Origin of the sequence: Actinomadura madurae (assembly GCF_047130825.1) — a bacterium.
Classification (GTDB): Bacteria; Actinomycetota; Actinomycetes; order Streptosporangiales; family Streptosporangiaceae; genus Spirillospora; species Spirillospora madurae.
In genome coordinates, this window is record NZ_CP083237.1 from 4,725,779 (window position 1) to 4,750,358 (window position 24,580).

Below are 24,580 nucleotides of genomic sequence, written 5' to 3' on the forward strand. Positions count from 1 at the left end.
CCGCGCCGCCTCCTCCCCTACTGTGCTCACCAAGGCTCATCTAGGACGACACCCACCATGCCCTGTGCGGGCCTCGCGCGCGACACGGGAGGGAAGAACGGAGGAACCGTGGAGCTCTTCACCCGCTGGCACGCCTGGGAGACGGCCCGCGCGGACATCGCCGCGTCCGGCGCGGACATCGGCCTGGACGGCCTGGACGAGGCCGTCGCCGCCGCCGAGCGCTGGCACGGCGACCAGCGGCGGCCGACGGGCGCGCCCTACGTCGAGCACCTGCTGGAGGCCCTCGAAGTCCTGGTGCGCGGGGCCGGGGTGACGGCACCCGCCGTCCTGTCCGCGGCCATTCTGCACGACGCCGTCGAGGACACGCCCGCGACGCTCGCCGACGTGGAGGCCGGATTCGGCCCCGAGGTGACCGAGCTGGTCGACTGGGTGACCAAGCCGCCCGCCACGGGCACCGGGCGGCAGGCCAAGCGCGCCGCCAGGGCCGCCTACCTCCGCCGGCTGAACGACGCCCCGCGCGAGGCGGTGCTGGTCAAGCTCGCCGACCGCGCCAGCAACGTGCAGACCCTGGACCGGATGCCCCCGGACTTCCAGCGCCGCTACTACGCCGAGACCATCACCTACATCGTCCCCCTCGCCGAGGACGAGCCGTGGTTCCGGGACTGGTACTCCTCCTGGCGGCGGCGGTTCGCCCACCTTAAATGACCAGATGGTCATGAAGTGGGATGATCGGGGCCATGAACCGTGAGTGGGTGGTCGAGGAGAGCGTGGCCGTCGCGGCCGACGCGCGCACCGTGTACGCGACGGTCGCCGATCTGCGCCGCATGGGCGAGTGGAGCCCGGAGGTGTTCGCGATCTGGGTGCGCGGGCGGTCGGTCGCGCCGGGGACGAAGTTCGTCGGGTTCAACCGGCTCCGGTGGCGCGTGTGGTTCACCACGTGCCAGGTGACCTCGGCCGTGCCGGGCCAGGCGTTCGCGTTCCGCGTGTCGAGCTTCGGGATGCCCGTGGCGCTGTGGGGCTACCGCATCGAGGACGTCGCCGCCGATCCGGCCTCGCCCCGGACCCGGCTGACCGAGTACTGGGAGGACCTGCGGCGCGACAACCGCGGCGCGGCGTTCGTCTCGCTGCTCGGGAAGGTCTTCACCGGCGTCCCGGCCGAACGCCGCGCCGAGGTCAACCGCACGGGCATGCGCGCGACCCTCGACCGGATCCGGACGGCCGCCGAGAAGGGGTGACCTCCGCGCGCGCCACCGCTTGGCAGCAAAACGAGAACCTGTTCTACTAAGCGGTGTGACAAGCACCGTGCACGCGTATCCGATCCAGGGCGAGCGGGTCACCCTTCCGGTGCGGATCCGCGACGCCGCCGTCGGGTCGGCGATGTTCGCCGTCCCCGCCGGCGCCGCCCAGGCCGTCATCGCCTACTCCGGCCTGGAGGTCGCCGAGCCGCTGCCCGGCAAGGCGATCTGCTCGCTCGCCTTCGTCCGGTACGCCGACGGGGACCTCGGCCCGTACCACGAGTTCGCCGTCGCGTTCCTGGTGCGCCCGCCCGGCGGGACGGGATCCGCCGGGGTGCTCGGGCGGCTTCGCGGGATCGGCGCGTTCATCCACTGGCTCCCGGTCAACCAGGAGTTCACCCTGGAGGCCGGCCGGACGATCTGGGGCTTCCCCAAGGAGATCGCCGACATCCCCATGGACCTGTCCGGACGCGTGCGGCGGTGCGCGGTCCGGTTCGGCGGGCGGACGGCGATCGAGGTCGCCGTCCGGCCGGGGATCCCGATGCCGGACGCGGCCGGCGCGCCGAGCATGGACGCCTACTCGTGCCTGGACGGAGTGACCCGCCGGACGCCGTGGACGCTGACGCCGTCGCGGGTCCGGACCCGTCCGGGCGGGGCGAAGGTCGTCCTCGGCGACCACCCGGTGGCGGAGGAGCTGCGCGGGCTCGGCCTGGACCGGGCGCGGGCGCTGAGCAGCAGCACCGTCGGGCACCTGCGGATGGTGTTCCAGGGCGCCGAGGAGGTGCGCGCATGAGACGGACCGCGCTCGTGACCGGTGCCGCGGGCGGGCTGGGCGCGCTCGCGGCGCGGCGGCTCGCGGCGGCGGCCTGGGACGTCGTCGCCGTCGACGTGGACGAGGCGGGCCTGGCCGCGACGGCGCTGCGCTCCCCCAACACGCACGTCCGGACGTGCGACGCCACCGACCCCGCCGCCCTGGCGGACGTGCTGGCGATGGCGGGCCCCGTGCACCGCGTCGTGCACGCCGCCGCGGCCACCGCGCCCGGTCCGGTGCTGGCGCAGTCCCCCGCCGAGGTGGAACGCGTCCTGCGGACCATCGTCCTCGGCGCGGTGACGGTCGTCCAAGCGACGCTGCCGGGGATGCTGGACCGCGGAGCCGGCGAGCTGTTCCTGTGCCCCGGCGGATCGGGCCCGCCGGCGAGCGCCGCCGCCGCGGCCGTAACCGCCTACGCCGACGCGCTCTGGGCCGAGCACGGCGGGCAGGGCGTGACGCTCCGCTGCGTCCACGCCGACGGGGCCCCGCACGGGCTCGTCCTCGACGCGATGGACCGCTCCCTCGCGCGGCCCGCCGCGCGGATCCACGTGCGGGCCCGGCCGACCCGCCGCCCACCTGCCCTGATCCGCGCCCTGCGATGAACCCCCGCGGGACCGCATAAGCTGTCTCTTTCGCCCCTTCGGGGTGCCGGGGGACGTCCCCGGCGCGAGACACGCGCGAGGAGCAGCCTGCATGTCGTCCCAGGTCAACGGGCGGCCGACCGGCCCCGGCGGCACGGTGAAAGACCAGGAGATCGCCGCCGAGCAGCGCTATGTCGACATCGCGTACGCGCGGCTGGAGGAGATGCGCGCGGACGCCCAGGCCATGATCCGCGAGGGCTACCGGCAGTCCCTCGCCGGCACCAAGGGCTCGCTGGTCGACCGGGACGCGATGGTCCACCAGGCCGCGCTGCGCGCCCAGGCCCTCGACGTCGCCGACGACGGCCTGGTCTTCGGCCGGCTCGACCTGGCCTCCCGCGAGGTCCGCTACATCGGCCGCATCGGCGTCCGCACCAGCGAGCACGACTCCCTGGTGATCGACTGGCGGGCGCCCGCCGCCGAGGACTTCTACCGCGCCACCCCCGAGGACCCGCGCGGCGTCGTCCGCCGCCGGGTGCTGCACTCGCGCGGGCACACGGTCGTCGACCTGGAGGACGACCTGCTCGACCCGGACGCCTCCGACGGGATGACGATCGTCGGCGACGGCGCGTTCCTCGCCTCGCTCGCCCGCACCCGCGAGGGCGCGATGCGCGACATCGTCGCGACGATCCAGCGGGAGCAGGACGAGGTGATCCGCGCGCCCGCCGACGGGACGGTCCTGGTGCGCGGCGCCCCCGGCACCGGCAAGACCGCCGTCGCCCTGCACCGGGTCGCCTACCTGCTGTTCCGGCACCGGCGCCGGTTCGGCTCGCGCGGCGTCCTGGTGATCGGCCCGAACCGCCGGTTCACCGCCTACATCGAGCGGGTGCTGCCGTCGCTCGGCGAGGGCTCGGCCACGCTGCGCTCGCTCGGCGACCTCGTCGAGGGCGTCACCGCGACCGTCCACGACCCGCCGGAGACGGCCCGCGTCAAGGGCGCGGGCGCGATGGCGGCCGTGCTGCGCCGCGCCGTCGCCGACCACCCGCCCGGCGCGCCCGACGAGCTCCGCGTGGTGCACAAGGGCGTCGTCGTGACGCTCGACCGCGCCCGCCTCGACCGGATCAGGACCGAACTACACCGGCGCGGCCGCGGGAGCGTGAACGCGGCCCGCGGCCGGGCCGCGGAGATGCTCCTGGACGCCCTCTGGGAGCGCTTCACCGACATCGGCGGCCCGGAGGCGGCCGAGGCCGAGGAGGGCGCCGAGGCGGGGCTGTGGAACGCGATCCTCGCCGCCGACGGCCTCGCCTCCCTCGACGACGAGCCGGCGCGCGGCGGGCGGAACGGGAACGGCGACCCCAAGCGCGGCCAGTTCGACGCGCGGGTCCGCGAGCAGCGCGCCTTCACCGACTTCCTCGTCTCCTGGTGGCCGATCCGCCGGCCGCTGGACGTGCTCCGCTCGCTGGGCGACCCCGCCCGGCTGCGCCGCGCCGCCGGCCGCGACGTCGACCGCGCCGCCGTCGAGCCGGTCGCCGCGTCCTGGGCCGGCGACGACGCTCCGCTCAGCTACCAGGACGTCGCGCTGCTCGACGAGCTGGACGCGCTGCTCGGCCCGCCGCCCCGCCCGTCCCGCCGCCGGACCGCCCCGTCCGAGGACGACCCGTTCGTCGTCGACGGCGTCAACATCCTCACCGGCGAGGAGGTCGTGGACGACACGTGGGAGCCGGAGATGCAGGAGCTGACCACGTCCATCGAACGGGTGGAGCGGTCGCGGCGCGTGGACGACGGCGTGGTGGAGGAACGCCCCGAGTACGCCCACATCGTCGTGGACGAGGCGCAGGACCTCTCCCCCATGCAGTGGCGCATGCTCGGCCGCCGCGGCCGCCAGGCCAGCTGGACGATCGTCGAGGACCCCGCGCAGAGCGCCTGGGAGGACCTGGACGCCGCCCGGCAGGCGATGGAGGCCGCGCTCGGCGGCGAGCGGCCGTCCCGGGGCCGCCGCCGCACCCGCAAGGCGGCGCCCCGCACGCGGCACGAGTACGAGCTGACGACGAACTACCGCAACTCCACCGAGATCGCCGCGGTGTCGGCCCGGGTGCTGGCCCGCGCGCTGCCGGACGCCTCCCCCGCCCGCGCCGTCCGGACGTCCGGCATCGACCCGATCGTCTCCATCGTCCCGGAACACGATCTGGCCTCGGCCGCCCGGGAGGCCGCCGAGGAACTGCTGGGCCAGGTCGACGGCACGATCGGCGTGATCGTCCCGCTCCCCCTGGCCGCGCCGCCAGAGGCCCAGACGTCCCTGTTCGACCCTTCGCCCGGCCATGCCGCCTGGTCGGAGGCCGACCGTGAACGGCTGGGCGAGGGGCTGCCGGAACGGGTGCAGGTGCTGGACGTCCTGGAGGCCAAGGGCCTGGAGTTCGACGCGGCCGTGATCGTGGCGCCCGAGACCGTCGCCGCCCAGTCGCCGCGCGGCCTCCGCGTCCTGTACGTGGCGGTGTCGCGGGCGACGCAGCGGCTGACCGTCCTCACCGCCGACCCCGACTGGAAGCACACGCTGCTCGACGGCTGACCGCGCGTCACCGCCGGCCGCCCGCGGGCCCAGGCCACGCGCTGAGAACGAAACCGCCCCCGCGCGGGAGTTAGGCTGACGCTGCCCACATTCGGACGCGTGGACGGAGAGCGATGAGCGGCCGCAACCCCGCGCCCCGACGCAGTTACGGAGGCCGTTCGGCCGAGGAGCGCCGCGCCGAACGGCGGGAACGCCTGCTGGCCGCCGGGCTGGAGCTGTTCGGCACCCGCGGGTACGCGGCGACGTCCATCGAGCGGCTGTGCGCGACCGCGAGCGTGTCGACCCGCAACTTCTACGAGGAGTTCTCCGGCCGCGAGGAGCTGCTCACCACGCTGCACCGCGGCATCAACGAGCGCGCCGCCGAGGCCGTGTCCGCCGCCTACGCCGAGGCGGCGGACGCCGACCTCGCCACCCGCGTCGAGCGGGCCGTCCGCGCGTTCGTCACCGCCACCGCGAGCGACCCGCGCCGCGCCCGCATCGCCTTCGTCGAGGTCATCGGGGTCAGCGCCGGCCTGGAGCGGCACCGCCTCGGCTGGCGCACCCGCTGGGAGGAGGCGCTGCTGGCGATGACCCGCGAGGCCGTGGAGCGCGGCGAGGCCGTCGACCGCGACCACCGCCTCACGATGATCGCGATCATCGGGGCCGTGAACAACCTCGTCCACCACTGGTCGGCCCGCGACCAGGACGTCCCCCTGGACGACATCACCGCCGAACTCACCCACCTGATCCTCGCGGTGTTGACCCAGGGGGGCGACCCCCTGGAACCCCCGTCACGAGCCGGTCGATCCTCACGGCACGGTACGGGTGAGCCGTGACCGTGCAGGTCGGCGACGTGTCGCTGCGGTCGCCCGGCTCGACGGGCATGCGCCCTCCGCTCGCTGCACTCGCTCCACGCGCCTGCCCGTGACCGCCGCTTCGGTCTTGCGGATCAAATAATGGGGGGGCGGCCGGTGCGGGTCATGCGCCAGGCGGTGCGGTAGGAGATGGGGCGGCGGGGGCCGGCGGGCTTGCGCCAGCCCTCCAGGAAGCCCTTGAACCACGGCTTGAGCGCGCTCGGCCTGCGTTCGCGGAGGAGGGTCATGCCGACCCACACGGCGAGGTAGGTCAGGGCGAGCGGCCACGGGAGGTTGCGGCGGGCCAGCCAGACGCGGTTGCGGGCGTTGTAGCGGTAGAACATGTCGTGCCGCGTCGGCAGGACCGCCGGGTGGAACATGACCGCCGAGGCGTCGTAGACGATCCGGTACCCGGCGTTGAGGATCTGCCAGGCGAGGTCGGTCTCCTCGTGGGCGTAGAAGAAGTCCTCGGGGAGGCCGCCGCCGGCGTCGAACGCGGCGCGGCGGATCGCGGAGGCGCCGCCGAGGAAGGTGGTCGCGGCGGACGAGCGCTCCGGGTCGCCGGCGCGCAGCCGCGGCACGTGGCGGCGCTCGCCGCGGCCGCCCTCGGGGTCGCGGACGCGGAACGAGACCACGCCGAGGTCGGGCTCGGCGGAGAACCGGTCGCGCAGGTAGGTGCCGAGGCGGGTGGAGCGGTACCAGCCGTCGTCGTCCAGGAAGAGGATCACATCGCCGCTGGACGCCTCGACGCCCCGGTTCCGGCCGCCCGGGATGCCGAGGTTCTTCGGGAGGGTGACGGTCCGGACGCGCTCGTCGTCGAAGGGGGCGGCTCCGGCGCGGTCGCCGACGGGGTCGACGCCGTTGCCGACGAGGACGACCTCGATGTCCACGTGCTCCTGCTCCAGGGCGCTGCGGACGGCGCGGGCCAGCTCCTCCGGCCGGTTCCCCATCGTGAGGACGACGACGGACAGTTTCACTTCAGCCTCCGGGAGGCCAGGATGCTGACCAGGTGGAGCAGCGTCTGGACGACGGCGACGGCGGCCACCGCGACCATCAGCACGCGGACCGCGACGGGGTCGTCCGCGCCGGAGACGGTGTCGATCACGGCGGCGGCGAGGATCAGCAGCGACAGCTCGACCGCGCCGATGATGCGGTGGAAGCGCAGCATGGACGCCGCCTGCCGGGCGAGCGCGATGCCGGTGGAGCGGGGGCGCAGCGCCCGGTCGCCGCCGGACGGGTCGGCGGGCAGCCCCGACTTGGCGCGCGCCACGACGACGTTGTCGGTCTCGGCCTTGATCAGCGCGGCGCCGAGCGCGGCGACGAGGCCGAGCTCGACCCAGCCGCCGTTCGACCAGCCGCCCTGCGCCATGAAGCCGAGCCCGATGAGCAGCGACACCTCGGACAGGTAGTGGCCGATCCGGTCGAGGAACACCCCGGCGACCGACGTCTGCCGCAGGTAGCGGGCGACCTCGCCGTCGACGCAGTCGAGCAGCAGGTAGACCTGGATGAGGAGGGCGCCGCCGAGCGCCGTCCACAGGGCGGAGACGGGCAGCGACACCACGGCGCCGGCGGCCACGCCGCAGGCCATCATCAGGTAGGTGAGCTGGTTGGGGCTGAAGCCGAGGCGCAGCGCGATCCACGCGAAGTACGGGGACAGGTCGCGCATGTAGAGGCGGCCGGCCCAGTGCTCCTCGTTGCGGCGGTCCTTCAGGCCGGGCGGCTGCCCGTACCGGCGGATGTCGGCGACCCGGGCGCCCTTGCGGTGCGGCCGGTGGTCGTCGGCGGGCGGCTCGGGGGATTCCGGGGGACGGTTCCGCCCGGGCAGCTCAGCCTCCATGGGCCTGGACATACTCTTCCACCGCCTTGCGGGTCTCGCCCTCGTCGAGGCTGAGGTGTTCCAAGATCGTATAGCGGCCGGGCCGGGTCCGCGGGGCGTAGTGCACGGCCTCGGCGAACTGCTCGGCGGTCAGCCCGACGTCGCCGGGTACCCGCGGCAGCCCGTGCCGGTCGAGGCAGGTGAGGATCTCGCCGAGCCGCTCCTCGCCCGCGCCGAGCCGGGTGGCGCGCAGGTGGTAGCAGAACGCGGCGCCGATCCCGGCCAGCTCGCCGTGGTTGGCGGTGTTGGGGTACAGGTGGTCGATGGCGTGCAGGATCTCGTGGTCGCCGCCGCTCGCCGGGCGGGAGTCGCCCGCGAACGCCATCGCCATCCCGGACAGGACGAGCCCCTCGGCGAGGACGGTGAGGAACCGGTCCGAGCCGATCGTGCCGGGCTGGTGCAGCAGCGCCTCGGCGGCGGTGCGGGCCACGGTGAGCGCCATCCGGTCGACCCGCTCGCCGCACTCGTCGGCCGCGAGCAGCCAGTCGTCCACGGCGGAGAAGTTGCTGACCACGTCGCCGATCCCGGCGCGGACGAGCCGGTCGGGCGCCGCGTGCACGTAGTCGAGGTCGACGATCATCGCCAGCGGCATCACGACGCCGAAGGAGCCCTTGCCCTTGTCGTGGACGAGGGACGCGACCGGCGAGCAGATCCCGTCGTGGGACAGGTTGGTGGCGACCGACACCATCGGGATGCCCGACAGCGTCGCCGCGTACTTGGTGGCGTCGATCGTCCGGCCGCCGCCGATGCCGATGACGGCCTCGTAGGACCCGGCGCGCAGCTTGGAGCCGAGGCTGACGGCCGCGTCGACGGTGCCTCCCTCGACATGGAACACCTCGCAGGCGGCCAGCGAGGGTCTCACCTGCTCGGCGATCTGGTCGCCCTGGCCGGGGCCGACCGCGATCGCGACGCGCCCCTCGGTGGCGATCCGCCGGTCGGCGAGCAGCTCGCCGAGGGAGGCGACGGCGCCGCGCCGGACGTCGATGGACAGCGGCGCGTTCAGCATCCGCGTGAGCAGGGGCATGGGCCTCCTCGCGTCGTGCCGGGCGTTGCGGTCAGTAGCCCTTGGCGATCCGGCGGGCCTTCTCCAGGTCGTCGTGGTTGTCGACCTCGACCCAGGCGGTGTCGCCGATCGGCGCGACGCCGATGCGGCCGCCCCGGTTCACGAGCTCCTGGTAGCCGTCCTCGTAGTAGAGGTCCGGGTCGCGCTCCCAGGTGGCCTTGAGGGCGTCGGCGAGCGGCTCGGCGGCCGCGGGCTCGATCAGGGTGGCGCCGATGTACTCGCCGTTCGCGGTGGCCGGGTCCATCAGCTTGGTGATGGTCTTCAGGCGGCCCTCGCCGTCGAGGATGACCTTCATCTCCTCGTCGGCGAGTGTTTTCACGTCGTCCACCGCGAGGAGGATGTCCGGTCCGCGGCCGGCCAGTAGCGTCTTCTCGACGCTCACCGGATGGACCGTGTCGCCGTTGACCATGAGGACGCCCTTGGAGAAGTGCTCGCGAGCCAGCCACATGGAGTAGGCGTTGTTCCACTCCTCGGCCTTGTCGTTGTGAACCAGCGTGAGGGTCACGCCGTACCGCTCCTCAAGGGCGGCCTTGCGCTCCTCCACCGCGCCCGCGCAGTAGCCGACGACGATGACGACGTCCGTCAGCCCGACCTCGGCGAGGTTGCCGAGGGCGATGTCGAGGATGGTGGTCTCGCCGTCGACGGGGACCAGGGCCTTGGGGAGGGTGTCGGTATACGGCCGCAGCCTCCGGCCCGCGCCCGCCGCCAGCACCATGCCGATCATGATCTTCTCTCCCTTTCCTCGTGGGGGCCGCCCCCCACGTCCCCGGACAGGACGCCAAGGTAGGCGGCCGGCGCCGCGTACGCGAACGGAAGCGGCCCGGCCGGACCCGTGCGGGCGGCGGACGGCATCCGGCCGTCGCAGCCGAGCCGGACCCGGTGGCCTTGGCGGGTGCCGTGGGCGGTGTCGCAGTGGTGGAGCGCGAGGACCGTGATCAGCGCGTAGACGAGCGGCGCCGATACTGCCCGCGCGTCCCCCAACACGGCGAGGTAACCATACTCGATTGCGCGCATGAAGGGCGGGACGAGCCGATCTCGGCGGCTTCGGCGGCCTTTCGGTCCGGGCGGGTGGGCGCGGGACGCTCCTGTTACGTTGAGCGTGACCAGTCGTGGAAACCGGGGAGAGATGGCGACGCGGACGGTTGCGGTGGTACTCGCCGGCGGGGTCGGCGAGCGGATGGGCGCCGGGCGCCCCAAGCAGCTCATGGAGATCGGCGGGCGGCCGATCCTGGCGCGCGCGATCGCCGCGTTCGACGCGCACCCGGGGATCGGCGAGGTGGTGGTCGTGATGGCGGCCGGCCATCTGCGCGAGGCCGCCGCCATAGCCGCGCCGTTCCGCAAGACGGCGGCGGTGATCGAGGGCGGCGCGACCCGGACCGCGTCCACGGTCGCGGCGCTGCGCGCGCTGGACGACCGCCCCGACGACGCCCGCGTGCTGTTCCACGACGCCGCCCGCCCGTTCGTCGACCGCCCGGTGATCGACCGCGTGCTGGACGCGCTGGACGCGGGCGAGGCCGTCGCGGTGGGCGTGCCCTCGTCCGACACGATCGTGGTGGTGGACGGGGACGGCATGGTCGTGTCGATGCCGCCGCGCGAGACGATGAGCCGGTTCCAGACGCCGCAGGGTTTCCGGCTCGGCACGATCCGCAAGGCCTACGAGCTGGCCCTCGCCGACCCGGCGCTGCGCGCGACGGACGACTGCGGGATCGTGCACCGCTACCTGCCGGACGTCCCGATCCGGGTCGTCGCGGGCAGCGAGCGCAACCTCAAGGTCACCCGGCCCCTCGACGCCGTCATCGCCGAACATCTCGCCACCGAGGACTCCCCTTGATCTTCGAGCACGCCCCCACGGTCATCGGCCACCGCGGCTACGGGTCGGGCGACCCGACGCCGCCCGGGTCCGAGACGCCGGTCGCGGAGAACACGCTGCCTTCGCTGCTCGCCGCCGCGGAGGCGCTGCGCGGCGCCCCCGGCGGGCCCTGGGTGGAGATCGACGTGACCCGGACCGCCGACGACCATCTCGTGCTGCGGCACGACCCGACGACGTCGGAGGGCGACCACCTGGTCGACCTGCCCGCCACCGCGAGCGGGCTGCCGCTGCTCACCGAGATCTTCGCGGACCTGCCCGCGGACGTCCCGGTGGACGTGGACGTGAAGACCGTCCTGGAGGACGCGCTGGACGAGCCGTCCCGCCGCACCGGGGCGCTGCTGCTGCCGGTGCTCCGGCGGGAGGCGCGGCGGCGCCGACTGCTCGTCACCTCGTTCGACCCGTCGCTGCTGATGTTCCTGAAGGACGAGCTGCCCGGCGTCCCGCTGGGGCTGCTGACGTGGCTGCGGTTCCCGCTGTGGCACGCCGTCCCGGCGGCGGCGGGCCTCGGCCTGGACGCCGTCGCCGTGCACACCGGGTCGTGCGGCATCGAGCATCCCGACACGCGGCTGCGCCCGCTGGAGCACTGCGTGGACGTCGCGCGCAAGGCGGGCCTGGAGACGATCGCCTGGTGCCCGAGCGCCGAGGCGGCGCCGACCTACGCCGCCGCCGGGTTCGACGCGATGGTGGTCAACGACGTCCCGGGCGTCCTCGCGGCCGTCTGAGCTCCGCTCCGACCGCGCTACGTCCGCACGCTACGTGGGGCGGTTCCCGCCGTACATCCGCGTCCAGTCGCCGGGCTCCTCGTCGTCCGGGCCGGAGCCGGACGAGGACGGCTTGGGCTTGTCGCCGGACGCCGGAGCGGGCGGTGACGACGGCGGGGACGGCGACTGCGCCGGAGGGGCGGCGGACGCCGGCTGAGCGGGCGGCTGCCCGTACTGGGGCGCCCCCTGCCAGGGCGGGCTCTGGCCGGGCGCGGGAGGCGGCTGAGGCGCTCCCAGGGGCGCCGGGGAGCCGGGCAGGGGCGGCGGGCCCATCGGCGCCGGCGGCGGCCCCGCGAAGCGCGGCGCGGCCCCTGTACGGGCCTTCCAGCGCGACGGCGCGACCGAGGCGGCGAGGAGCGCGACGCCCAGCAGCAGGAAGATGCCGTAGGGGGCGATGAACGTGTAGCCGAGGTAGAGCTCGCGAGGGAGCAGGTCCCGCCCGGAGTGCCCGATCGCCCAGCGCGGGGACGCGACCCAGAGGACGCCGACGGCCGTGTAGACGAACCCCGGGATCAGCGAGGCGAGCGGCGAGATCCTGGATCCCACCACCACGCCCACCAGGACGGCCGCGACCAGCACGACCGCGGCGCCGAGCCAGCGGTCGCCACCGCCTCGGGTGTAGAAGTACCGGAAGTACTCGCTGAACTTCGTCGTGCTGTACATCAGGCACACCGCGATGACCGGTGTCACCACGAGACCGATCACCACGCCGAGGCCGTGGCGTGCTCCGCTGGACATGGCCACCTCCGAACAGCGGCGGGCAAGATCCCGCCAAACCTAACGGCTCCGACGGCCCGAAGACCACGGAGGTTCGCAGGTGGATCTAACTTTTGTCCGCTATTGGATGGATTCGCCCGGTTTCACCGGGGTCGGCTGGCCCAGCCGCGGCGGGCTGGTCAGGAACCCGACACCCCACGTCACGTGCATGGTCGCGAACACCAGCGGAAGCCGCGCCCAGGCGCCGAGCGGCAGGCCGCGCCCCTCCACGGCGGCACCGACGATCATCGCGGCCGCGTACCCGCCGGGCAGCAGCCAGCCGGGCCAGAACCCGAACGCCCCGGCGACCGCGCCCGCCGTCATCGCGACCACGGCGATGGGCGGCGCGAGGTAGCGCAGGCTGAGGGTGCCCTGGTGCTCGCGCCCCACGACGCGCCGCCAGCGCCCGGTGTGGAAGTACTGCTTGGCGAGGGCCCGCAGGTTGGGGCGCGGCCGGTAGGTGACGCGCATCCGGGGCGTGAAGAAGATCCGGCCGCCGGTCTCCCGGATGCGGTGGTTCATCTCCCAGTCCTGCGCGCGGACGAACGTCTCGTCGTACCCGCCGACCCGGTCCAGCGCGCTGCGGCGGAACGTCCCGAGGTAGACCGTCTCGACCTCCCCGGCCTCGCCGCCGGTGTGGAAGCGGGCGTTGCCGACGCCGAGCTTGGACGTCATCGCGCGCGCCACGGCCTTCTCGAACGGGGTGACGCCCTCGGCCGCCATGATCCCGCCCACGTTGTCGGCGCCGGTCTCCTCCATCGTCTCGACGGCGGCGCGGACGTAGTCGGCGGGCAGCAGCGAGTGCCCGTCCACCCGGACGATGATCGAGTACTGCGACGCCTTGATCGCGATGTTGAGGCCCTGCGGGGTGCGCCCGGTCGGGTTCTCGACGACCAGGACGCGCGGGTCCTCGGCGGCGAGCTTGCGGGCGATCTCCTCGGTGCGGTCGCGGGACGGCCCGATCGCCAGGACGAGCTCCAGCTCGCCGGGGTAGTCCTGGCTCAGGATGCCGCGCACGGCGTCGGTGAGGTGGCGTTGCTCGTTGAGGACCGGCATCACGACCGAGACGGCGGGCCAGGTGCGCTCACCGGATTCGGAGAGGGGCTTCACGGCGTACCGGGTTTCCTGGTTCATGGCGCGCTGGGCATGGGGAGACGGATTCATGTGGGCTCGCGGGCGCACCCGTCCGGAGGACCGGAGCAGGGCACCTCTTCCTCTCTGCTCGCTCGTCTGACGCAGCCCACGCCACCCAGGTTTGCGTGCGGGCCGCCGGGGTGTGGTCAAGACGGCGCCACGTTACTGCAAGGACACGAGGCTCAGGTAGCGAACGGACGGGTGTCCCCCACTTTAGAGTGGTGTGGACTCGCGTCAGAACGAGATCTCCGGGAGGCGGCGGCCGCATGGCAGACGGGCACGACTCTGGTCGCGGCGACACCGACCCGCTGGAACGCTACTTCCGGCCGCGTCCCGGTTCCCACGCGGCGGACGACGGCGACGGCGACATCGAGGGCGTGACCATCGACGGGATGCCCGCGCCGCGGGTCCCGGTGGAGAGCCCGCGCGGGCCGCGCCGCCCCGGCCGGCAGCTGAGCCCGCGCGCCGCGATGAGCGCGCGGCGGCAGAAGCGGTTCCTCACCCTCACCGGGACGGCGTCGGCGTTCGTCCTACTGACCTCGGGCGGCGCGTGGGCGTTCCAGAACTACGTCACCGGCATGATCGACAAGGTGTCGGTCGGCGGGCTCGGCAAGGGCAAGGACGCGCCCAAGGGCGCGATGACGATCCTCGTCGCGGGCGTCGACCGGCGCGAGGGGCTGACGAAGGAGCAGCAGAAGGCCGCCAAGCTCGGGCACTTCGAGGGCGAGCGCTCCGACACGATGATGCTGGTGCACGTGTCCCGCGACCACGACAGCGTGTCGGTGGTGAGCCTGCCGCGCGACTCCTACGTGACGATCCCGCCGCACAAGTCGAACGGGTCGGAGGGCGCGAAGGGGACGCGGGTGGGGGCCCGTCCGGGCAAGCTCACCTGGGCGTACCAGTTCGGCGGGCCCGACCTCACCGTCAGCACGATCAAGCAGGCGACGGGCGTGTCCATCGACCACTACGTCGAGGTGAACTTCTACGGGTTCGTCCGCATGGTGGACGCGCTCGGCGGCGTGGACGTCTGCACCGAGCAGGCCGTCGACGACAAGAAGAGCGGGCTGCGGCTCCCGGCCGGCACGTCGCACGTGGACGGCCTGAAGGCGCTCGCGTTCGCCCGCGCCCGCTACTCGCTGACCGGCGGCAGCGACCTCGGGCGCATCGACCGGCAGCAGCAGTTCATGGCGTCGCTGATGAAGCAGGCGCTGTCGACGAAGACGCTCAGCGACCCGGTCAAGTCGACGCGCTTCCTGAACGCATCGCTGAAGTCGCTGCGCGTCGACGAGGAGCTGGCCGACGACCTGCCGAAGCTCGCCGACCAGATGAAGAACCTGTCGACCGACGACCTCACGTTCGCGAAGGTGCCGCTGGCCAACCCCGATTACAACGCCGTCCTGTGGAACTCGCCGACGCCGCAGTCGACCGTCCAGTGGGACCAGCCCAAGGCGCGCGACCTGTTCACCAAGCTCCGGCGCGACCAGCCGCTCACCGAGCACACCGCCAAGCCGAGCGCCTCGCCGACGAAGAAGCCGCAGGACGAGCTGACGGTGCCGCCGGACGACATCTCCCTCCGCGTCCTGAACGCGATCGGCACCCAGGGTCTCGCGACCACGGCGGGCAGGCAGCTGCGCGGGCTCGGGTTCGAGGTGACGGTGGTGCCGGGCGTGGCGCGGCGCGGTCTCCAGACGACCCAGGTCCAGTACGGGCCGGGCCGGGAGGACTCGGCGAAGACGGTGGCCGCCGCGATCCCGGACGCCAAGCTGAAGAAGGTCTCCTCGCTCGGATCGCGGGTGCAGGTGATGGTCGGCGCGAACTGGGACGGCGTGAAGAAGGTCAAGGTGAAGCCGTCCCCGGGCGCGTCGCCGTCCACGAGCCCCGCGATCGAGACCGGGACGGCCACCCAGAAGCTCTGCGGCTGACGCGCGCCCTGTCGCCCCCATCTTCTAGAGTGGGATTCTAGTCTTGTGGGGAGGAGCCGCATGACCGAGGACGCGCCCGCCGAGGCGTTCTACGAGCCGCTCGGGGACGGGCGGTTCGCCGCCACCCCCGCCACGGCCGGGCCCTGGTCGCCGGAGCTCCAGCACGGCGGCCCGGTGTCGGCCCTGATCGGGCGGGCGTTCGAACGGCACGACCCCGTCCCGGGCACCCGGGTCGCGCGGGTGACGGTCGAGATCCTCGCGCCCGTCCCGGTGGCGGAGCTGGAGGTCGCCGTCCGGACCGTCCGCCCCGGCCGGCGCGTCACCCTCCTCGAAGGGACGATCACCCACGAGGGCAGGCCGGTCGTGCACGCCACCGGATGGCGGATCCTGGCGGCCCCGTCCCGCCTCGAACCCGTCGTGCACGCCCCCGCCCCGCCGGACCTGCCCGGGACGCCGCGCCCGTTCGGCGACTGGCCGGGGGTGCACCTGGACGGCTACCTGTCCGCGATGGAGTGGCGCATCGTCCACGGCGCCTTCGGCGAGCCCGGCCCCGGCACGGCCTGGGCGCGCTCCCGGGTCCCGCTGGTGCCCGGCGAGCCCGACACGCCGCTGGTGCGCGCGCTGACGCTGGCCGACAGCGCGTCCGGCATCGGCAGCCAGCTCGACCTGGCCAAATGGCTGATCATCAACACGGACGTGACCGTGGCGCTGCACCGCGACCCGGCCGGCGAGTGGCTGTGCCTGGCCGCCTCCCTCGACGCCAGCCCGGGTGGCAGCGCCCTGTGCCACGGGACGCTGGCGGACCGTTCCGGCGAGGTCGGCCGCGTGATGCAGACGCTCCTCGTGGACGAGCCCCCGCCCCGTTCCTGATCGAACACTCTGGGTAACATTCTGGTGACAGAACGTAGTCACACGTCAGGAGTCACCAGCATGTCCGCAAGGATTCCCGTCCTGTTCAGCACGACCGCCGCCGCGCTGGCGCTCACCGCCGGCATGGCGGGCTCGGCGCTCGCGGCGCCGCCACCGGGCGACCCGGCCTCCGTCAAGGCGCCGGAGGTCGCGCCGCCCGCCTCGTCCGTGTCGTCCACGTCGTCGTCCACGTCGTCCGCGTCGTCGTCGTCCAGCGCCAAGGACGGCACCGACCTGGCGGCCTGCATGGACGCCACCTGCGAGGTCCAGGTCCGCGACGGCCAGAAGATCCCGCTCGACCGCAAGTACGGGCTGAAGCCGGTCGAGGTCGACGTCCGCGGCAACCGCGCGATCTTCACCCTGGAGGACGCCCGCAACCCGAAGACGAAGACCGTGATGGACGTGGCGGGGGGCGACTCCAGCGCCACCTACAACGGCATCACGTTCCGTCCGCGCATGACGAAGGACGGCAACGTCATCGTCGACGTCTCGCACGCCTGACCCGCCACCGGGGGACGGGCACCGTCCCGTCCCCCGGGGTCGGCGGGACCTCCTGCCGCCGACCTGCTCCCCCGCCATCCCCCGCTCGGACTTGATCGCCGCGTGATGGGCCGACCGCCGCGCCCCCTCCAGCCGCGTCGCCACATCCGCCAGCATGAACCGCACACCCTGGAAAAGGGTGATCCCGGTGGGGTCCAAGGTGGCCGGCGCCGTCTCGAACCCGGCGCCCCGCGCACCGAGCAGCCGATTCTCCACCACGAATTCCGAGACGCCGCGGGCACCGGTCGACGGGTCCGCCACCGCCATCGCGGTGGAGAACTCCGAGACACCGGCATCGATCACCGTGGGCGGCGCGTCGGCTCCCACGCCCCGTACGATTCGGGCACGTGCCCCGCGTGCAGCCCGCCGGCCTCCAGCGCCTCCAGCGCCTCCCGCCGGAAGCGGGACTCCCCGTCCGCCTCCGCCGGGAAAGGAGCGATCTTGGCCTCGGCCGGTTCACGTACCGTGGCCCTCAGCAGCTCACGCTTCCCGGACGGGGCGTAGGCGGGAAAGTCGGAACGAACGCCGCGGATTCTACCGGCCGGTAGCGGAGGCCGGGCGGCGCAGGTATCGGCCCGCAGCGGGCACGTTGGTAGCAGGCCGCTCGTCGGCGACAGCGAATCGGAAGGAGCAGGCCTTGTCCCACCGGCTGACGGTCATCGGAACCGGGTACCTCGGCGCCACCCACGCGGCGTGCATGGCCGACCTCGGCTTCGAGGTGCTCGGGCTCGACGTCGACGCGGAGCGGATCGCGCGGCTCTCGGCCGGTGACCTGCCCTTCTACGAGCCCGGCCTCGAACCCGTGCTGCGCAGGGGCCTGGAGACGGGGCGGCTGCGGTTCACCACGTCCTACGCCGAGGCCGCCGAGTTCGGCGACGTCCACTTCCTGTGCGTGGGCACCCCGCAGAAGGCCGGGGAGTACGCGGCCGACCTGCGCTACGTCGACGACGCGGTCGCGTCGCTCGCGCCGCTGCTGCAGCGGCCCTGCCTGATCGTCGGGAAGTCGACCGTGCCGGTCGGCACGGCCGCCCGGCTGGGCGAGTTCCTGGCCCGGACGGCGCCGGCCGGCGGCGACGCGGTGCTGGCGTGGAACCCCGAGTTCCTGCGCGAGGGGTTCGCCGTCCAGGACACCCTGCACCCCGACCGGATCGTGGCCGGGCTGCCCGCCGACCAGGGCGCCGCCGAGCGGGCCGAGAAGGTGCTCCGCGAGATCTACCGGACGATGATCGCCGAGGGCACCCCGTTCATCACCGCGGACTTCCCGACGGCCGAGCTGGTCAAGGTGTCGGCGAACGCCTTCCTGGCCACCAAGATCTCGTTCATCAACGCGATGGCGGAGGTCTGCGAGGCCGCGCACGCCGACGTGACCAAGCTCTCGGAGGCGCTGTCCTACGACGACCGGATCGGCGGCAAGTTCCTCGGCCCGGGACTCGGGTTCGGCGGCGGGTGCCTGCCGAAGGACATCCGGGCGTTCATGGCCCGCGCCGGCGAGCTGGGCGCCGACCAGGCGCTGACGTTCCTGCGCGAGGTCGACGAGATCAACATCCGGCGCCGGATCCGGATGGTGGACCTCGCCCGGCAGCTGCTCGGCGGGTCCTTCGTCGGCCGCACGGTCGGCGTGCTCGGCGCCGCGTTCAAGCCGAACTCCGACGACGTGCGCGACTCCCCCGCGCTGGACGTGGCCGCGTCGATCCGCGCCCAGGGCGCCCGGGTGACGGTGTACGACCCGCAGGCCATGCGGAACGCGCGCCGCGCCCAGCCGTCCCTCGACTACGGCGACTCGGCGCTGTCGGCGGTCCGCGGCGCCCACGTCGTCCTGTTGCTGACCGAGTGGGCGGAGTTCCGCGGCATGGACCCGCACGAGGTCGCCGGGGCCGTCACCGAGCGCAACATCGTGGACGGGCGCAACGCCCTCGACCCCGAGCGGTGGCGCGCGGCGGGCTGGAACTACCGGGCGCTCGGACGTCCGTGACGGCGGAACTAAAGCCGCCGCGGGCGGTGTTGTGCCCGGCATGAGCGCTGAATTCGCCGACCAGGACGTGATCCGGCGGCTGCTGAACGAGTCGAGGACGTGGGCGTTCGTCGGGCTGGGCGACAATCCAGCGCGGGAGGTCTACGACCAGGCGCGGCTGATGCGGCAGCGGGGGAAGCGGATCATCCCCGTGCACCCGGCGGCGCGGGAGGTGCTCGGCGAGAAGGGGTACGCCTCGCTGGCCGACGTCCCGGACGCCTCCGAGATCGACGTGGTGGGCGTCTACCGCCGCGCCGCGCACGCGGGCGCGGCGGTGGACGAGGCGATCGCGGTCGGCGCGAAGGCGGTCTGGCTGCCGCTCCAGGTCATCGACGAGGCGGCGGCCCGGCGCGCGCGAGCCGCCGGGCTCGACGTCGTCATGGACCGCTGCCCCGCCGTCGAATGGGCCCTGCGCCGCTAACGGCCGCGGGGGTCTGGCGCGCGGCGCGACGGCGGGCCCCCGGCCGCGGCCGGGGGCCCGCCGGCCCGGCTACGCCTCGTTGCCGACGAGCTTGTAGGTGTGGGCCCCGTTGACCGCCCACATGCGGTACTGGACCTTCGGGCGCCGGATGACCTCGAACCACGGGTTCGGCCGGACCACGTTCGCGCTGATCATCACCGTCACGGCGGAACGGTTCTTGTTGAAGACGATGCGGTTGGGCTTCGCTTCCTCCTTGACGTTCCAGGACGCGTTCTTCAGGTAGCTGTTCGCCCGGACGATCCGCACCGTCTTGCCGTTCCAGCAGTACTTGACGCTGGAGTGCCACTCGTACTTCGGGATGGTGGCGGAGTTGATGTAGCGGTCGACGGTGTTGCACTTCTCCTTCTTCTTCGCGGCGACCCCGGCACCGCCGGCGGATCCGCCGGCGGAGGGAGCCTCGGCACCGGTCGGCGTCTCGGAACCGGTCGGCGCCTCGGAACCGGTGGGCGCCTCGGAACCGGTGGGCGTCTCGGTCTCGCCGCCGGTGGGCGCCTCACTGCCGGTGGGGGCCTCGGCGCCGGCGGAGGCTCCGCCGACCAGGGCGGGCGCGTCCTGCCCGGACACCGCGGAGACCTTGTCGACCGGCGCGGGCTGCGAGCCGCCGGCCACGAGCACGCCGGCGGCGATGGCGCCGCCCAGCGCGGTGACGCCCACCGCCGCCGCGATCGTGGTCCGGCGCCGCGACGGCTTGCTCTCCACAGAGTTCTCCTCGCGCATTTCTCCACTCCCTTTCCATTCACGGGCCTCTGGATATGCGGCCCGATCGATGGAGAAAAAGATACGGAGAATGGTGCTCGACCCCCTAGGGCCATAGGACCCCAACACGACCCCTCGCAGGCCCTAATGATTCTTGTCCGTTTCAGCGCATGCCAGAACGGCGGCCGGATTGACCGGCCGCCGGAATTCGGGCGCACCCGGTGGCTTGTTCGCGTCGAACGCAGGGCAAGCGGGACTTACCAGGTCAGGTGCCGGCGGGGGGCGTGGTCTGGACGAAGCTGTAGCCCCATATCCCCGTCTTGGTGCAGGTGGTGTGCATCGCCTGGATGCTGCCCTTCCACGCCGAGTCGATGCCCACGCACATTCCGTTCTGACGGGTCTCAGGGGACCGCAGGTTGAAAAGGGGTGTCGGCTGGGACGTGCCTTTTCCTGCCGCGGTCTCACCCTGCGGCCTGGTCGCCTCCAGATTGAACCGCTGCCACTTGTTGGCCTCGTCGCATGCGGTCAAGTGCAGGCGGGATCCTTCGCCGGGCGCGTCGAGCGTGAGGCACCAGAGCCTGCCGTCGACGGTGTGCCCCTGAACGACATGCGTGTTGGCGGTGTGGGTTTCAAGCCAGAAACGTTGTAGATCGTCCTCCTCATCACACTCCTCAAGCGAAAGAGTCGGCGCGAACTGATCATCCGGAAGGATCGTCAGGCAGTTCCCCACCGATACGGAGGCCTCGGGTTGAATGGAGTACCAGCCGTTGCCCGGCGGGCTCGCGAGGGACGGCTTGCCGCTCTCCTTGTTCTCGTGCTTCCCGGAGTCGTCGCCGAGTGCGGTCACCATGGCTATCGCGACGACCGCGACGGTGATGAACGCCGGCGCGGCGACCAGCGGCGAGAGCGAACGGCGCGCTGAACGGTCGCGCCTCCCGGAGGACTTGCGATGACGAGGGCGCCGTTTCGGCTGCTCTTCGGCTTGCCTCTTGTCGGGGGGCGGGGGCACGGGCGGCTCCGGAGCGGCGACGGGTTTCGCCGAGGCGACGAGTTTCGCCGGGGCAACGGCGGACGGCCTCGGCGATGGTGAGGATACCCGTGCGTACGCGCGCATCCATTCCGCCTGAACCTCGGGCACGCATCCGCACGCGCTGACGAACGCCGAAACCACTTCACGACGTGGCAGAGTGCTGCCACCCAGTATTCCGGCCAGCCCTCCGGGCATGAGGACGGGCGCCTGCGCCGTTCTGGCTTCGAGTTCCTGGAGACTCAGTCCGGACCAGCGTTGAAGCCGCCGCATCATGGCGATGAACTCGGCGGTGCCGCGGACATCGTTCGGCTGCGGAACGGTCCTGCGACCTGACGTTTTCGTCCCTTCTTCAAGGGATGTGTCGTTGATCGTGGGCATAGTAGCGACCTCCACCAGAGATGTGGCTAATGTTCCTTTTGCAGAAAGCTGTGCTGCCCGCGGGAGGACCACCTCGATGCCCGACCTGACCCAGCACGTCTCCGGGTCTTCGCGCAGGTCCGTGGAATCCCGGATCGGCACGACGTTCGTCCTGCTCATCCAGGTGCGGGTGCTGGTCGTCGGGGTGACGGTGCTGATCGATCGCCAGGTCCGCGGCGACTTCTGGGCGCTGAGCGCCCTGGCCGCGGTGGCGCTGTTCTCCGGGCTGATGCTGCTCGGCTGGGAGCAGGTGGTCTCGCGCCTGTACGCGCAGCCCGCCCTGCTGGCCTGCGACGTGCTGCTCGGCTTCGCGGTGCTGAAGACGGGCGGGATCATCGGCCCGTACTTCCTGGTCACGGTGATCGCCGCCGGTCTGGCGGGGCTGCTGTACCGCTGGCCGACGACGCTCGTGCTCTGCCTTCAGCAGACCGTGCTGTACTACGTCGCCCTCCTGGACGGCGACGGCACGGGCGGCATTCGGGGTGGCGACACGCTCCCGCTGCTGCTCGCGATGCCCGCGTTCTACGGGATCGGCGCCCTGGTCGGGAGCGTGATCCGGCGGCTGTTCGACGAGCAGGCCGCGGCCGAGGAGGCGCTCTGGCGCTCGGAGGCGATGGCCATGGCCGCCGAGGAGCGCTCGCACCTGGCCCGGGAGCTGCACGACTCCCTGACCGGCACGCTGTCGGGGATCGCGCTCACCGCGACCAGCCTGCCGATGGTCGTACGCAAGTCGCCGGACCGCGCGGTGAAGGAGTCCCAGCGCATCGCCGCCGCCGCGCAGATCGCCACCCGGCAGGCCCGGTCCCTCATCGCCGATCTGCGCGCGGACGCCGTGCAGCGCCCCCTGCACGTCGTGGTCCGCGAACTGGCCGCGGAGTGGGGCGAGTCGACCGGCGTCCGGGTGGCCGACCGCGTCCAGGACGGCGCCGACCTGCCGCTGCACCCCCGGCACGAGGCCGTGGCGATCGTCAAGGAGGCGCTGGAGAACGTCCGCCGGCATGCCGGCGCGACGGCCGTCGAGGTCGCGGTGACGGACGGCCCGGACGGCCTGCGGGTCGTCGTCCGCGACGACGGCCGCGGCCTCCCCGAACGCCCCGGCCGCGACGGCTGGCTGGACGCGCTCGCCGACGGCGGCCATTACGGCCTCCTCGGCATGCACGAGCGAGCCCGCAGAGCCGGAGGCGAGCTCACCGTGGACTCGACCCCGGGCGGCGGCACCCGCATCACCGTCCGATTCCGCCACGCCCCCTCCCCGGACGACGCGTCCGAGAGCGACGCCGTGGTGGCGGCAGGTGGGAACGGCACCGCATCGGTAGACCGGAGGAGCCTGTGAACATCGATTCGCCGTGCCGGGTGCTGGTGGTGGACGACAACCCGTTCATCCGCTCGGGCCTCATGCTGGCGCTTGAGGCGAGTGACGAGATCGAGGTCGTCGGAGAGGCGGGGGACGGCCGGCGGGCGATCGAGCTGGCGCGGGAGACGGTCCCGGACGTGATCCTTCTCGACGTGCGCATGCCGCACGTCGACGGGGTCTCCGCGGCGGCCGCCCTGAGCGGGATCGGCCGGGTCATCATGCTCACCCAGGTCGAGGACCCCGAGGTGGTGCTGGCGGCCGTCCGCAACGGGGCCGTGGGCTACATGGTGCACAACACCTTCACTCCCGCGGAACTGTGCGCGGCCGTCCTGAACAGCGTCCGGCAACGGGCTCACCCCCTTTCCCAGGCGGCGTCGGCGGCCCTGATCGACGCCGCGCGGACTGGCCCCGCCGGCGCACCGGTGGCGGCCGATCCGGTGGAGCAGCGCAAGCGCTTCGGGCTCTCGGAACGCGAGGCCGAGGTGATGAACCTGATCGCGCAGGGCCATCCGAACTCGACGATCGCGGCCAAGCTATTTCTGACCGAGAAGACCGTCAAGAATTACATCAACAGGCTTTATGCGAAGCTCGGGGCCCCGAACCGCTCCACAGCCATCGTGACCTGGCTCGGAATGCCGCCGCAGGACTGATCTGCCCGTTCGAATTGAGGCCCCTATCGCCCGGGCTAGGGCCCTAGAGCCCTAGGGCCCCCGATGCGCGCCCGGCTAGATTCCGACTGAATAAGTCGTGCGCTTGGCGAGCCGGAATCGGCCGCGAAAGCGATTCGTTCAGTTCGGAGGTTGTACCATGCCCTTTTCTTTCCGGAGACAGGTCGTCATAGTGACGGTCACCGCGGTGACCGTCGGCGTCCTGATATTCGCCGCTCTGCACGAGAGCGCGGCCGACATCGGGCGCACCGGGGCGGCCGCCGACTCCCATCCGCTTCCCGCCGGGGAGCGGACGTCCGCCCACGCTCCCGCCGGCACCGGCAAGGCCGCCAAGTCCTCCGGCGGGTCGACGGCGGCGCAGCGTCACGGGTGGGGACGTCCCGTGGCCGCCGACGAGTTCGACCGCCTCGACAAGAAGGCCTGGGAGGTCTACAACGGCCGCGGGCACGCCGGCAAGGGGCGGCGCAGCCCGAGCGCGGTGACCGTCCGCGACGGGGTCCTGCGCATCACCGGCAAGCCCGACGGGACCACCGGGGGGCTCGGCTGGCGCAAGTGCGAGCAGAAGACGGGCCGCTGGGAGGCGCGGGTGAAGCTCAACCGCTCCTGCGCGTGCTACAACGCGAACATGCTGCTGTGGCCGGTCAACGGCGGCGGCGGCACCGCCCCGAAGGGCGGCGGGGGCGAGGTCGACTACATGGAGACCTACGAGGACAACGGTCTCCGGAAGGGCGCTTTCTTCTTCCTCCACTTCGACCAGCGAGAAGGTTCGGAGCAGAAGGGGCGGGAAGGCAACTCCGGCCGCATCTCAGACCACATGAAGGTGGACCTCACCACCTGGCACACCTTCGCGGTCGAGTGGACGGAGAAGGGCATCAGCGGCTACGTCGACGGGCGCCGCTGGTTCCACACCTCCAGGCGGGACGTGCTGCCGCCGGGCCCGATGGGCCAGGCGATCCAGCTCGACTGGATGCCCCACCTCAAGAAACTGACCGCGCCCTCGATCGACCTCAAGCGCAAGAACCGCCTGGCGGTCCTTGAGGTCGACTGGATCCGCATGTACGGCGTCTGA

General features: G+C 72.9%; 26 protein-coding genes. 16 read left to right on the forward strand and 10 right to left on the reverse strand.

The window, feature by feature from the left end; all coding sequences use genetic code 11:
• Positions 1-108: 108 nt before the first annotated feature.
• The 6 genes from K8Z49_RS21240 (at position 109) to K8Z49_RS21265 (ending at position 6,005) form a co-directional block, all read left to right on the forward strand.
• Positions 109-705, forward strand: a complete 597-nt coding sequence (locus tag K8Z49_RS21240) for an HD domain-containing protein (protein ID WP_111830252.1) — start codon at positions 109-111, stop codon at positions 703-705.
• 32 nt (positions 706-737) lie between these two features.
• Positions 738-1,235 (forward strand): SRPBCC family protein, encoded by a 498-nt coding sequence (locus K8Z49_RS21245; RefSeq protein ID WP_024934307.1) that lies wholly within the window; start codon positions 738-740, stop codon positions 1,233-1,235.
• A gap of 55 nt (positions 1,236-1,290) precedes the next feature.
• Positions 1,291-2,028, forward strand: a complete 738-nt coding sequence (locus K8Z49_RS21250) for an acetoacetate decarboxylase family protein (RefSeq protein ID WP_021600106.1) — start codon at positions 1,291-1,293, stop codon at positions 2,026-2,028.
• Positions 2,025-2,648, forward strand: a complete 624-nt coding sequence (locus K8Z49_RS21255) for an SDR family NAD(P)-dependent oxidoreductase (protein ID WP_412520445.1) — start codon at positions 2,025-2,027, stop codon at positions 2,646-2,648. The genes K8Z49_RS21250 and K8Z49_RS21255 overlap by 4 nt, the downstream gene beginning before the upstream one ends.
• Before the next feature lie 91 nt (positions 2,649-2,739).
• Entirely contained in the window at positions 2,740-5,190 is a 2,451-nt protein-coding gene (locus K8Z49_RS21260; RefSeq protein ID WP_024934304.1) for a HelD family protein, read from the forward strand.
• A 113-nt stretch (positions 5,191-5,303) separates the two neighbouring features.
• A complete protein-coding gene (locus K8Z49_RS21265; RefSeq protein WP_021599971.1) occupies positions 5,304-6,005 on the forward strand; it encodes a TetR/AcrR family transcriptional regulator in 702 nt (233 codons plus the stop codon).
• Positions 6,006-6,118: 113 nt separating this feature from the next.
• Here K8Z49_RS21265 and K8Z49_RS21270 read toward each other — a convergent pair whose 3' ends face one another.
• From K8Z49_RS21270 to K8Z49_RS21290, 5 genes are read right to left on the reverse strand one after another with little or no spacing between them, the layout of a single operon-like run.
• The gene (locus K8Z49_RS21270) at positions 6,119-6,973 is read right to left on the reverse strand and encodes a glycosyltransferase family 2 protein (protein ID WP_052357271.1); all 855 of its coding nucleotides are present in this window, start codon (positions 6,971-6,973) and stop codon (positions 6,119-6,121) included.
• A gap of 23 nt (positions 6,974-6,996) precedes the next feature.
• Positions 6,997-7,860, reverse strand: coding sequence for a CDP-alcohol phosphatidyltransferase family protein (locus K8Z49_RS21275; RefSeq protein ID WP_083597533.1), 864 nt, complete (start codon positions 7,858-7,860; stop codon positions 6,997-6,999).
• The gene (locus K8Z49_RS21280) at positions 7,850-8,905 is read right to left on the reverse strand and encodes an iron-containing alcohol dehydrogenase family protein (protein WP_075020941.1); all 1,056 of its coding nucleotides are present in this window, start codon (positions 8,903-8,905) and stop codon (positions 7,850-7,852) included. The genes K8Z49_RS21275 and K8Z49_RS21280 overlap by 11 nt, the downstream gene beginning before the upstream one ends.
• Positions 8,906-8,954: 49 nt before the next feature.
• The gene (locus K8Z49_RS21285) at positions 8,955-9,686 is read right to left on the reverse strand and encodes a sugar phosphate nucleotidyltransferase (RefSeq protein ID WP_021599501.1); all 732 of its coding nucleotides are present in this window, start codon (positions 9,684-9,686) and stop codon (positions 8,955-8,957) included.
• Entirely contained in the window at positions 9,683-9,976 is a 294-nt protein-coding gene (locus K8Z49_RS21290) for a hypothetical protein (RefSeq protein ID WP_021599500.1), read from the reverse strand. Before K8Z49_RS21290 ends, K8Z49_RS21285 begins: the two co-directional genes overlap by 4 nt.
• Positions 9,977-10,088: 112 nt before the next feature.
• Here K8Z49_RS21290 and ispD point away from each other — a divergent pair, with 112 nt between their 5' ends.
• Positions 10,089-10,793: a 2-C-methyl-D-erythritol 4-phosphate cytidylyltransferase gene (gene ispD, locus K8Z49_RS21295; RefSeq protein ID WP_021599499.1), complete on the forward strand. Its 705-nt coding sequence runs from the start codon at positions 10,089-10,091 to the stop codon at positions 10,791-10,793.
• Positions 10,790-11,554: a glycerophosphodiester phosphodiesterase gene (locus tag K8Z49_RS21300; protein WP_021599498.1), complete on the forward strand. Its 765-nt coding sequence runs from the start codon at positions 10,790-10,792 to the stop codon at positions 11,552-11,554. The genes ispD and K8Z49_RS21300 overlap by 4 nt, the downstream gene beginning before the upstream one ends.
• Positions 11,555-11,584: 30 nt before the next feature.
• Here the strand turns inward: K8Z49_RS21300 and K8Z49_RS21305 are convergent, their stop codons facing one another.
• Together K8Z49_RS21305 and K8Z49_RS21310 are read right to left on the reverse strand one after the other, a co-directional pair.
• The gene (locus tag K8Z49_RS21305) at positions 11,585-12,331 is read right to left on the reverse strand and encodes a hypothetical protein (RefSeq protein WP_024934301.1); all 747 of its coding nucleotides are present in this window, start codon (positions 12,329-12,331) and stop codon (positions 11,585-11,587) included.
• 99 nt (positions 12,332-12,430) lie between these two features.
• Positions 12,431-13,483 (reverse strand): glycosyltransferase family 2 protein, encoded by a 1,053-nt coding sequence (locus K8Z49_RS21310; RefSeq protein WP_412520449.1) that lies wholly within the window; start codon positions 13,481-13,483, stop codon positions 12,431-12,433.
• A gap of 266 nt (positions 13,484-13,749) precedes the next feature.
• Here K8Z49_RS21310 and K8Z49_RS21315 point away from each other — a divergent pair, with 266 nt between their 5' ends.
• From K8Z49_RS21315 to K8Z49_RS21325, 3 genes are read left to right on the forward strand one after another with little or no spacing between them, the layout of a single operon-like run.
• Positions 13,750-15,405, forward strand: coding sequence for an LCP family protein (locus tag K8Z49_RS21315; protein ID WP_021599018.1), 1,656 nt, complete (start codon positions 13,750-13,752; stop codon positions 15,403-15,405).
• A gap of 60 nt (positions 15,406-15,465) precedes the next feature.
• Positions 15,466-16,275, forward strand: coding sequence for a thioesterase family protein (locus K8Z49_RS21320; RefSeq protein ID WP_021599019.1), 810 nt, complete (start codon positions 15,466-15,468; stop codon positions 16,273-16,275).
• Between the two features lie 60 nt (positions 16,276-16,335).
• Positions 16,336-16,815 carry a hypothetical protein gene (locus tag K8Z49_RS21325; protein WP_161790968.1) on the forward strand — a complete coding sequence of 160 codons (480 nt, stop codon included), beginning with the start codon at positions 16,336-16,338 and terminating at the stop codon, positions 16,813-16,815.
• Between the two features lie 338 nt (positions 16,816-17,153).
• Here K8Z49_RS21325 and K8Z49_RS21330 read toward each other — a convergent pair whose 3' ends face one another.
• Complete coding sequence (locus K8Z49_RS21330; protein ID WP_218163628.1) at positions 17,154-17,471, reverse strand: acyl-CoA dehydrogenase family protein; 318 nt, start codon at positions 17,469-17,471, stop codon at positions 17,154-17,156.
• Between the two features lie 20 nt (positions 17,472-17,491).
• On the opposite strand from K8Z49_RS21330, the gene K8Z49_RS21335 reads away from it, so the two are divergent.
• Both K8Z49_RS21335 and K8Z49_RS21340 read left to right on the forward strand, forming a co-directional pair.
• Complete coding sequence (locus K8Z49_RS21335; RefSeq protein ID WP_021599022.1) at positions 17,492-18,826, forward strand: UDP-glucose dehydrogenase family protein; 1,335 nt, start codon at positions 17,492-17,494, stop codon at positions 18,824-18,826.
• A gap of 40 nt (positions 18,827-18,866) precedes the next feature.
• Positions 18,867-19,286: a CoA-binding protein gene (locus K8Z49_RS21340; protein WP_024934299.1), complete on the forward strand. Its 420-nt coding sequence runs from the start codon at positions 18,867-18,869 to the stop codon at positions 19,284-19,286.
• 69 nt (positions 19,287-19,355) lie between these two features.
• Here K8Z49_RS21340 and K8Z49_RS21345 read toward each other — a convergent pair whose 3' ends face one another.
• Positions 19,356-20,063, reverse strand: a complete 708-nt coding sequence (locus K8Z49_RS21345) for a hypothetical protein (RefSeq protein ID WP_412520452.1) — start codon at positions 20,061-20,063, stop codon at positions 19,356-19,358.
• A gap of 244 nt (positions 20,064-20,307) precedes the next feature.
• Entirely contained in the window at positions 20,308-21,450 is a 1,143-nt protein-coding gene (locus K8Z49_RS21350) for a hypothetical protein (protein WP_412520454.1), read from the reverse strand.
• A gap of 76 nt (positions 21,451-21,526) precedes the next feature.
• Here K8Z49_RS21350 and K8Z49_RS21355 point away from each other — a divergent pair, with 76 nt between their 5' ends.
• From K8Z49_RS21355 to K8Z49_RS21365, 3 genes are all read left to right on the forward strand, one after another.
• Positions 21,527-22,822, forward strand: coding sequence for a sensor histidine kinase (locus K8Z49_RS21355; protein WP_075020686.1), 1,296 nt, complete (start codon positions 21,527-21,529; stop codon positions 22,820-22,822).
• Positions 22,823-22,851: 29 nt separating this feature from the next.
• Positions 22,852-23,493, forward strand: a complete 642-nt coding sequence (locus tag K8Z49_RS21360; RefSeq protein WP_412520456.1) for a response regulator — start codon at positions 22,852-22,854, stop codon at positions 23,491-23,493.
• A 157-nt stretch (positions 23,494-23,650) separates the two neighbouring features.
• Positions 23,651-24,580 carry a glycoside hydrolase family 16 protein gene (locus K8Z49_RS21365; protein ID WP_412520458.1) on the forward strand — a complete coding sequence of 310 codons (930 nt, stop codon included), beginning with the start codon at positions 23,651-23,653 and terminating at the stop codon, positions 24,578-24,580.

Excerpts from the sequence above, each read along its gene's own strand:
- K8Z49_RS21310 (WP_412520449.1), bottom strand. The coding sequence starts at position 13,483 with ATGAACCAGGAAACCCGGTACGCCGTGAAGCCCCTCTCCGAATCCGGT.
- K8Z49_RS21260 (WP_024934304.1), top strand. The coding sequence starts at position 2,740 with ATGTCGTCCCAGGTCAACGGGCGGCCGACCGGCCCCGGCGGCACGGTG.
- K8Z49_RS21245 (WP_024934307.1), top strand. The coding sequence starts at position 738 with ATGAACCGTGAGTGGGTGGTCGAGGAGAGCGTGGCCGTCGCGGCCGAC.
- K8Z49_RS21355 (WP_075020686.1), top strand. The coding sequence starts at position 21,527 with ATGCCCGACCTGACCCAGCACGTCTCCGGGTCTTCGCGCAGGTCCGTG.
- K8Z49_RS21325 (WP_161790968.1), top strand. The coding sequence starts at position 16,336 with ATGTCCGCAAGGATTCCCGTCCTGTTCAGCACGACCGCCGCCGCGCTG.
- K8Z49_RS21275 (WP_083597533.1), bottom strand. The coding sequence starts at position 7,860 with ATGGAGGCTGAGCTGCCCGGGCGGAACCGTCCCCCGGAATCCCCCGAG.
- K8Z49_RS21305 (WP_024934301.1), bottom strand. The coding sequence starts at position 12,331 with ATGTCCAGCGGAGCACGCCACGGCCTCGGCGTGGTGATCGGTCTCGTG.
- K8Z49_RS21285 (WP_021599501.1), bottom strand. The coding sequence starts at position 9,686 with ATGATCGGCATGGTGCTGGCGGCGGGCGCGGGCCGGAGGCTGCGGCCG.
- ispD (WP_021599499.1), top strand. The coding sequence starts at position 10,089 with ATGGCGACGCGGACGGTTGCGGTGGTACTCGCCGGCGGGGTCGGCGAG.
- K8Z49_RS21350 (WP_412520454.1), bottom strand. The coding sequence starts at position 21,450 with ATGCCCACGATCAACGACACATCCCTTGAAGAAGGGACGAAAACGTCA.
- K8Z49_RS21270 (WP_052357271.1), bottom strand. The coding sequence starts at position 6,973 with ATGGGGAACCGGCCGGAGGAGCTGGCCCGCGCCGTCCGCAGCGCCCTG.
- K8Z49_RS21315 (WP_021599018.1), top strand. The coding sequence starts at position 13,750 with ATGGCAGACGGGCACGACTCTGGTCGCGGCGACACCGACCCGCTGGAA.
- K8Z49_RS21280 (WP_075020941.1), bottom strand. The coding sequence starts at position 8,905 with ATGCTGAACGCGCCGCTGTCCATCGACGTCCGGCGCGGCGCCGTCGCC.
- K8Z49_RS21365 (WP_412520458.1), top strand. The coding sequence starts at position 23,651 with ATGCCCTTTTCTTTCCGGAGACAGGTCGTCATAGTGACGGTCACCGCG.
- K8Z49_RS21320 (WP_021599019.1), top strand. The coding sequence starts at position 15,466 with ATGACCGAGGACGCGCCCGCCGAGGCGTTCTACGAGCCGCTCGGGGAC.
- K8Z49_RS21265 (WP_021599971.1), top strand. The coding sequence starts at position 5,304 with ATGAGCGGCCGCAACCCCGCGCCCCGACGCAGTTACGGAGGCCGTTCG.
- K8Z49_RS21290 (WP_021599500.1), bottom strand. The coding sequence starts at position 9,976 with ATGCGCGCAATCGAGTATGGTTACCTCGCCGTGTTGGGGGACGCGCGG.
- K8Z49_RS21255 (WP_412520445.1), top strand. The coding sequence starts at position 2,025 with ATGAGACGGACCGCGCTCGTGACCGGTGCCGCGGGCGGGCTGGGCGCG.
- K8Z49_RS21345 (WP_412520452.1), bottom strand. The coding sequence starts at position 20,063 with ATGCGCGAGGAGAACTCTGTGGAGAGCAAGCCGTCGCGGCGCCGGACC.
- K8Z49_RS21340 (WP_024934299.1), top strand. The coding sequence starts at position 18,867 with ATGAGCGCTGAATTCGCCGACCAGGACGTGATCCGGCGGCTGCTGAAC.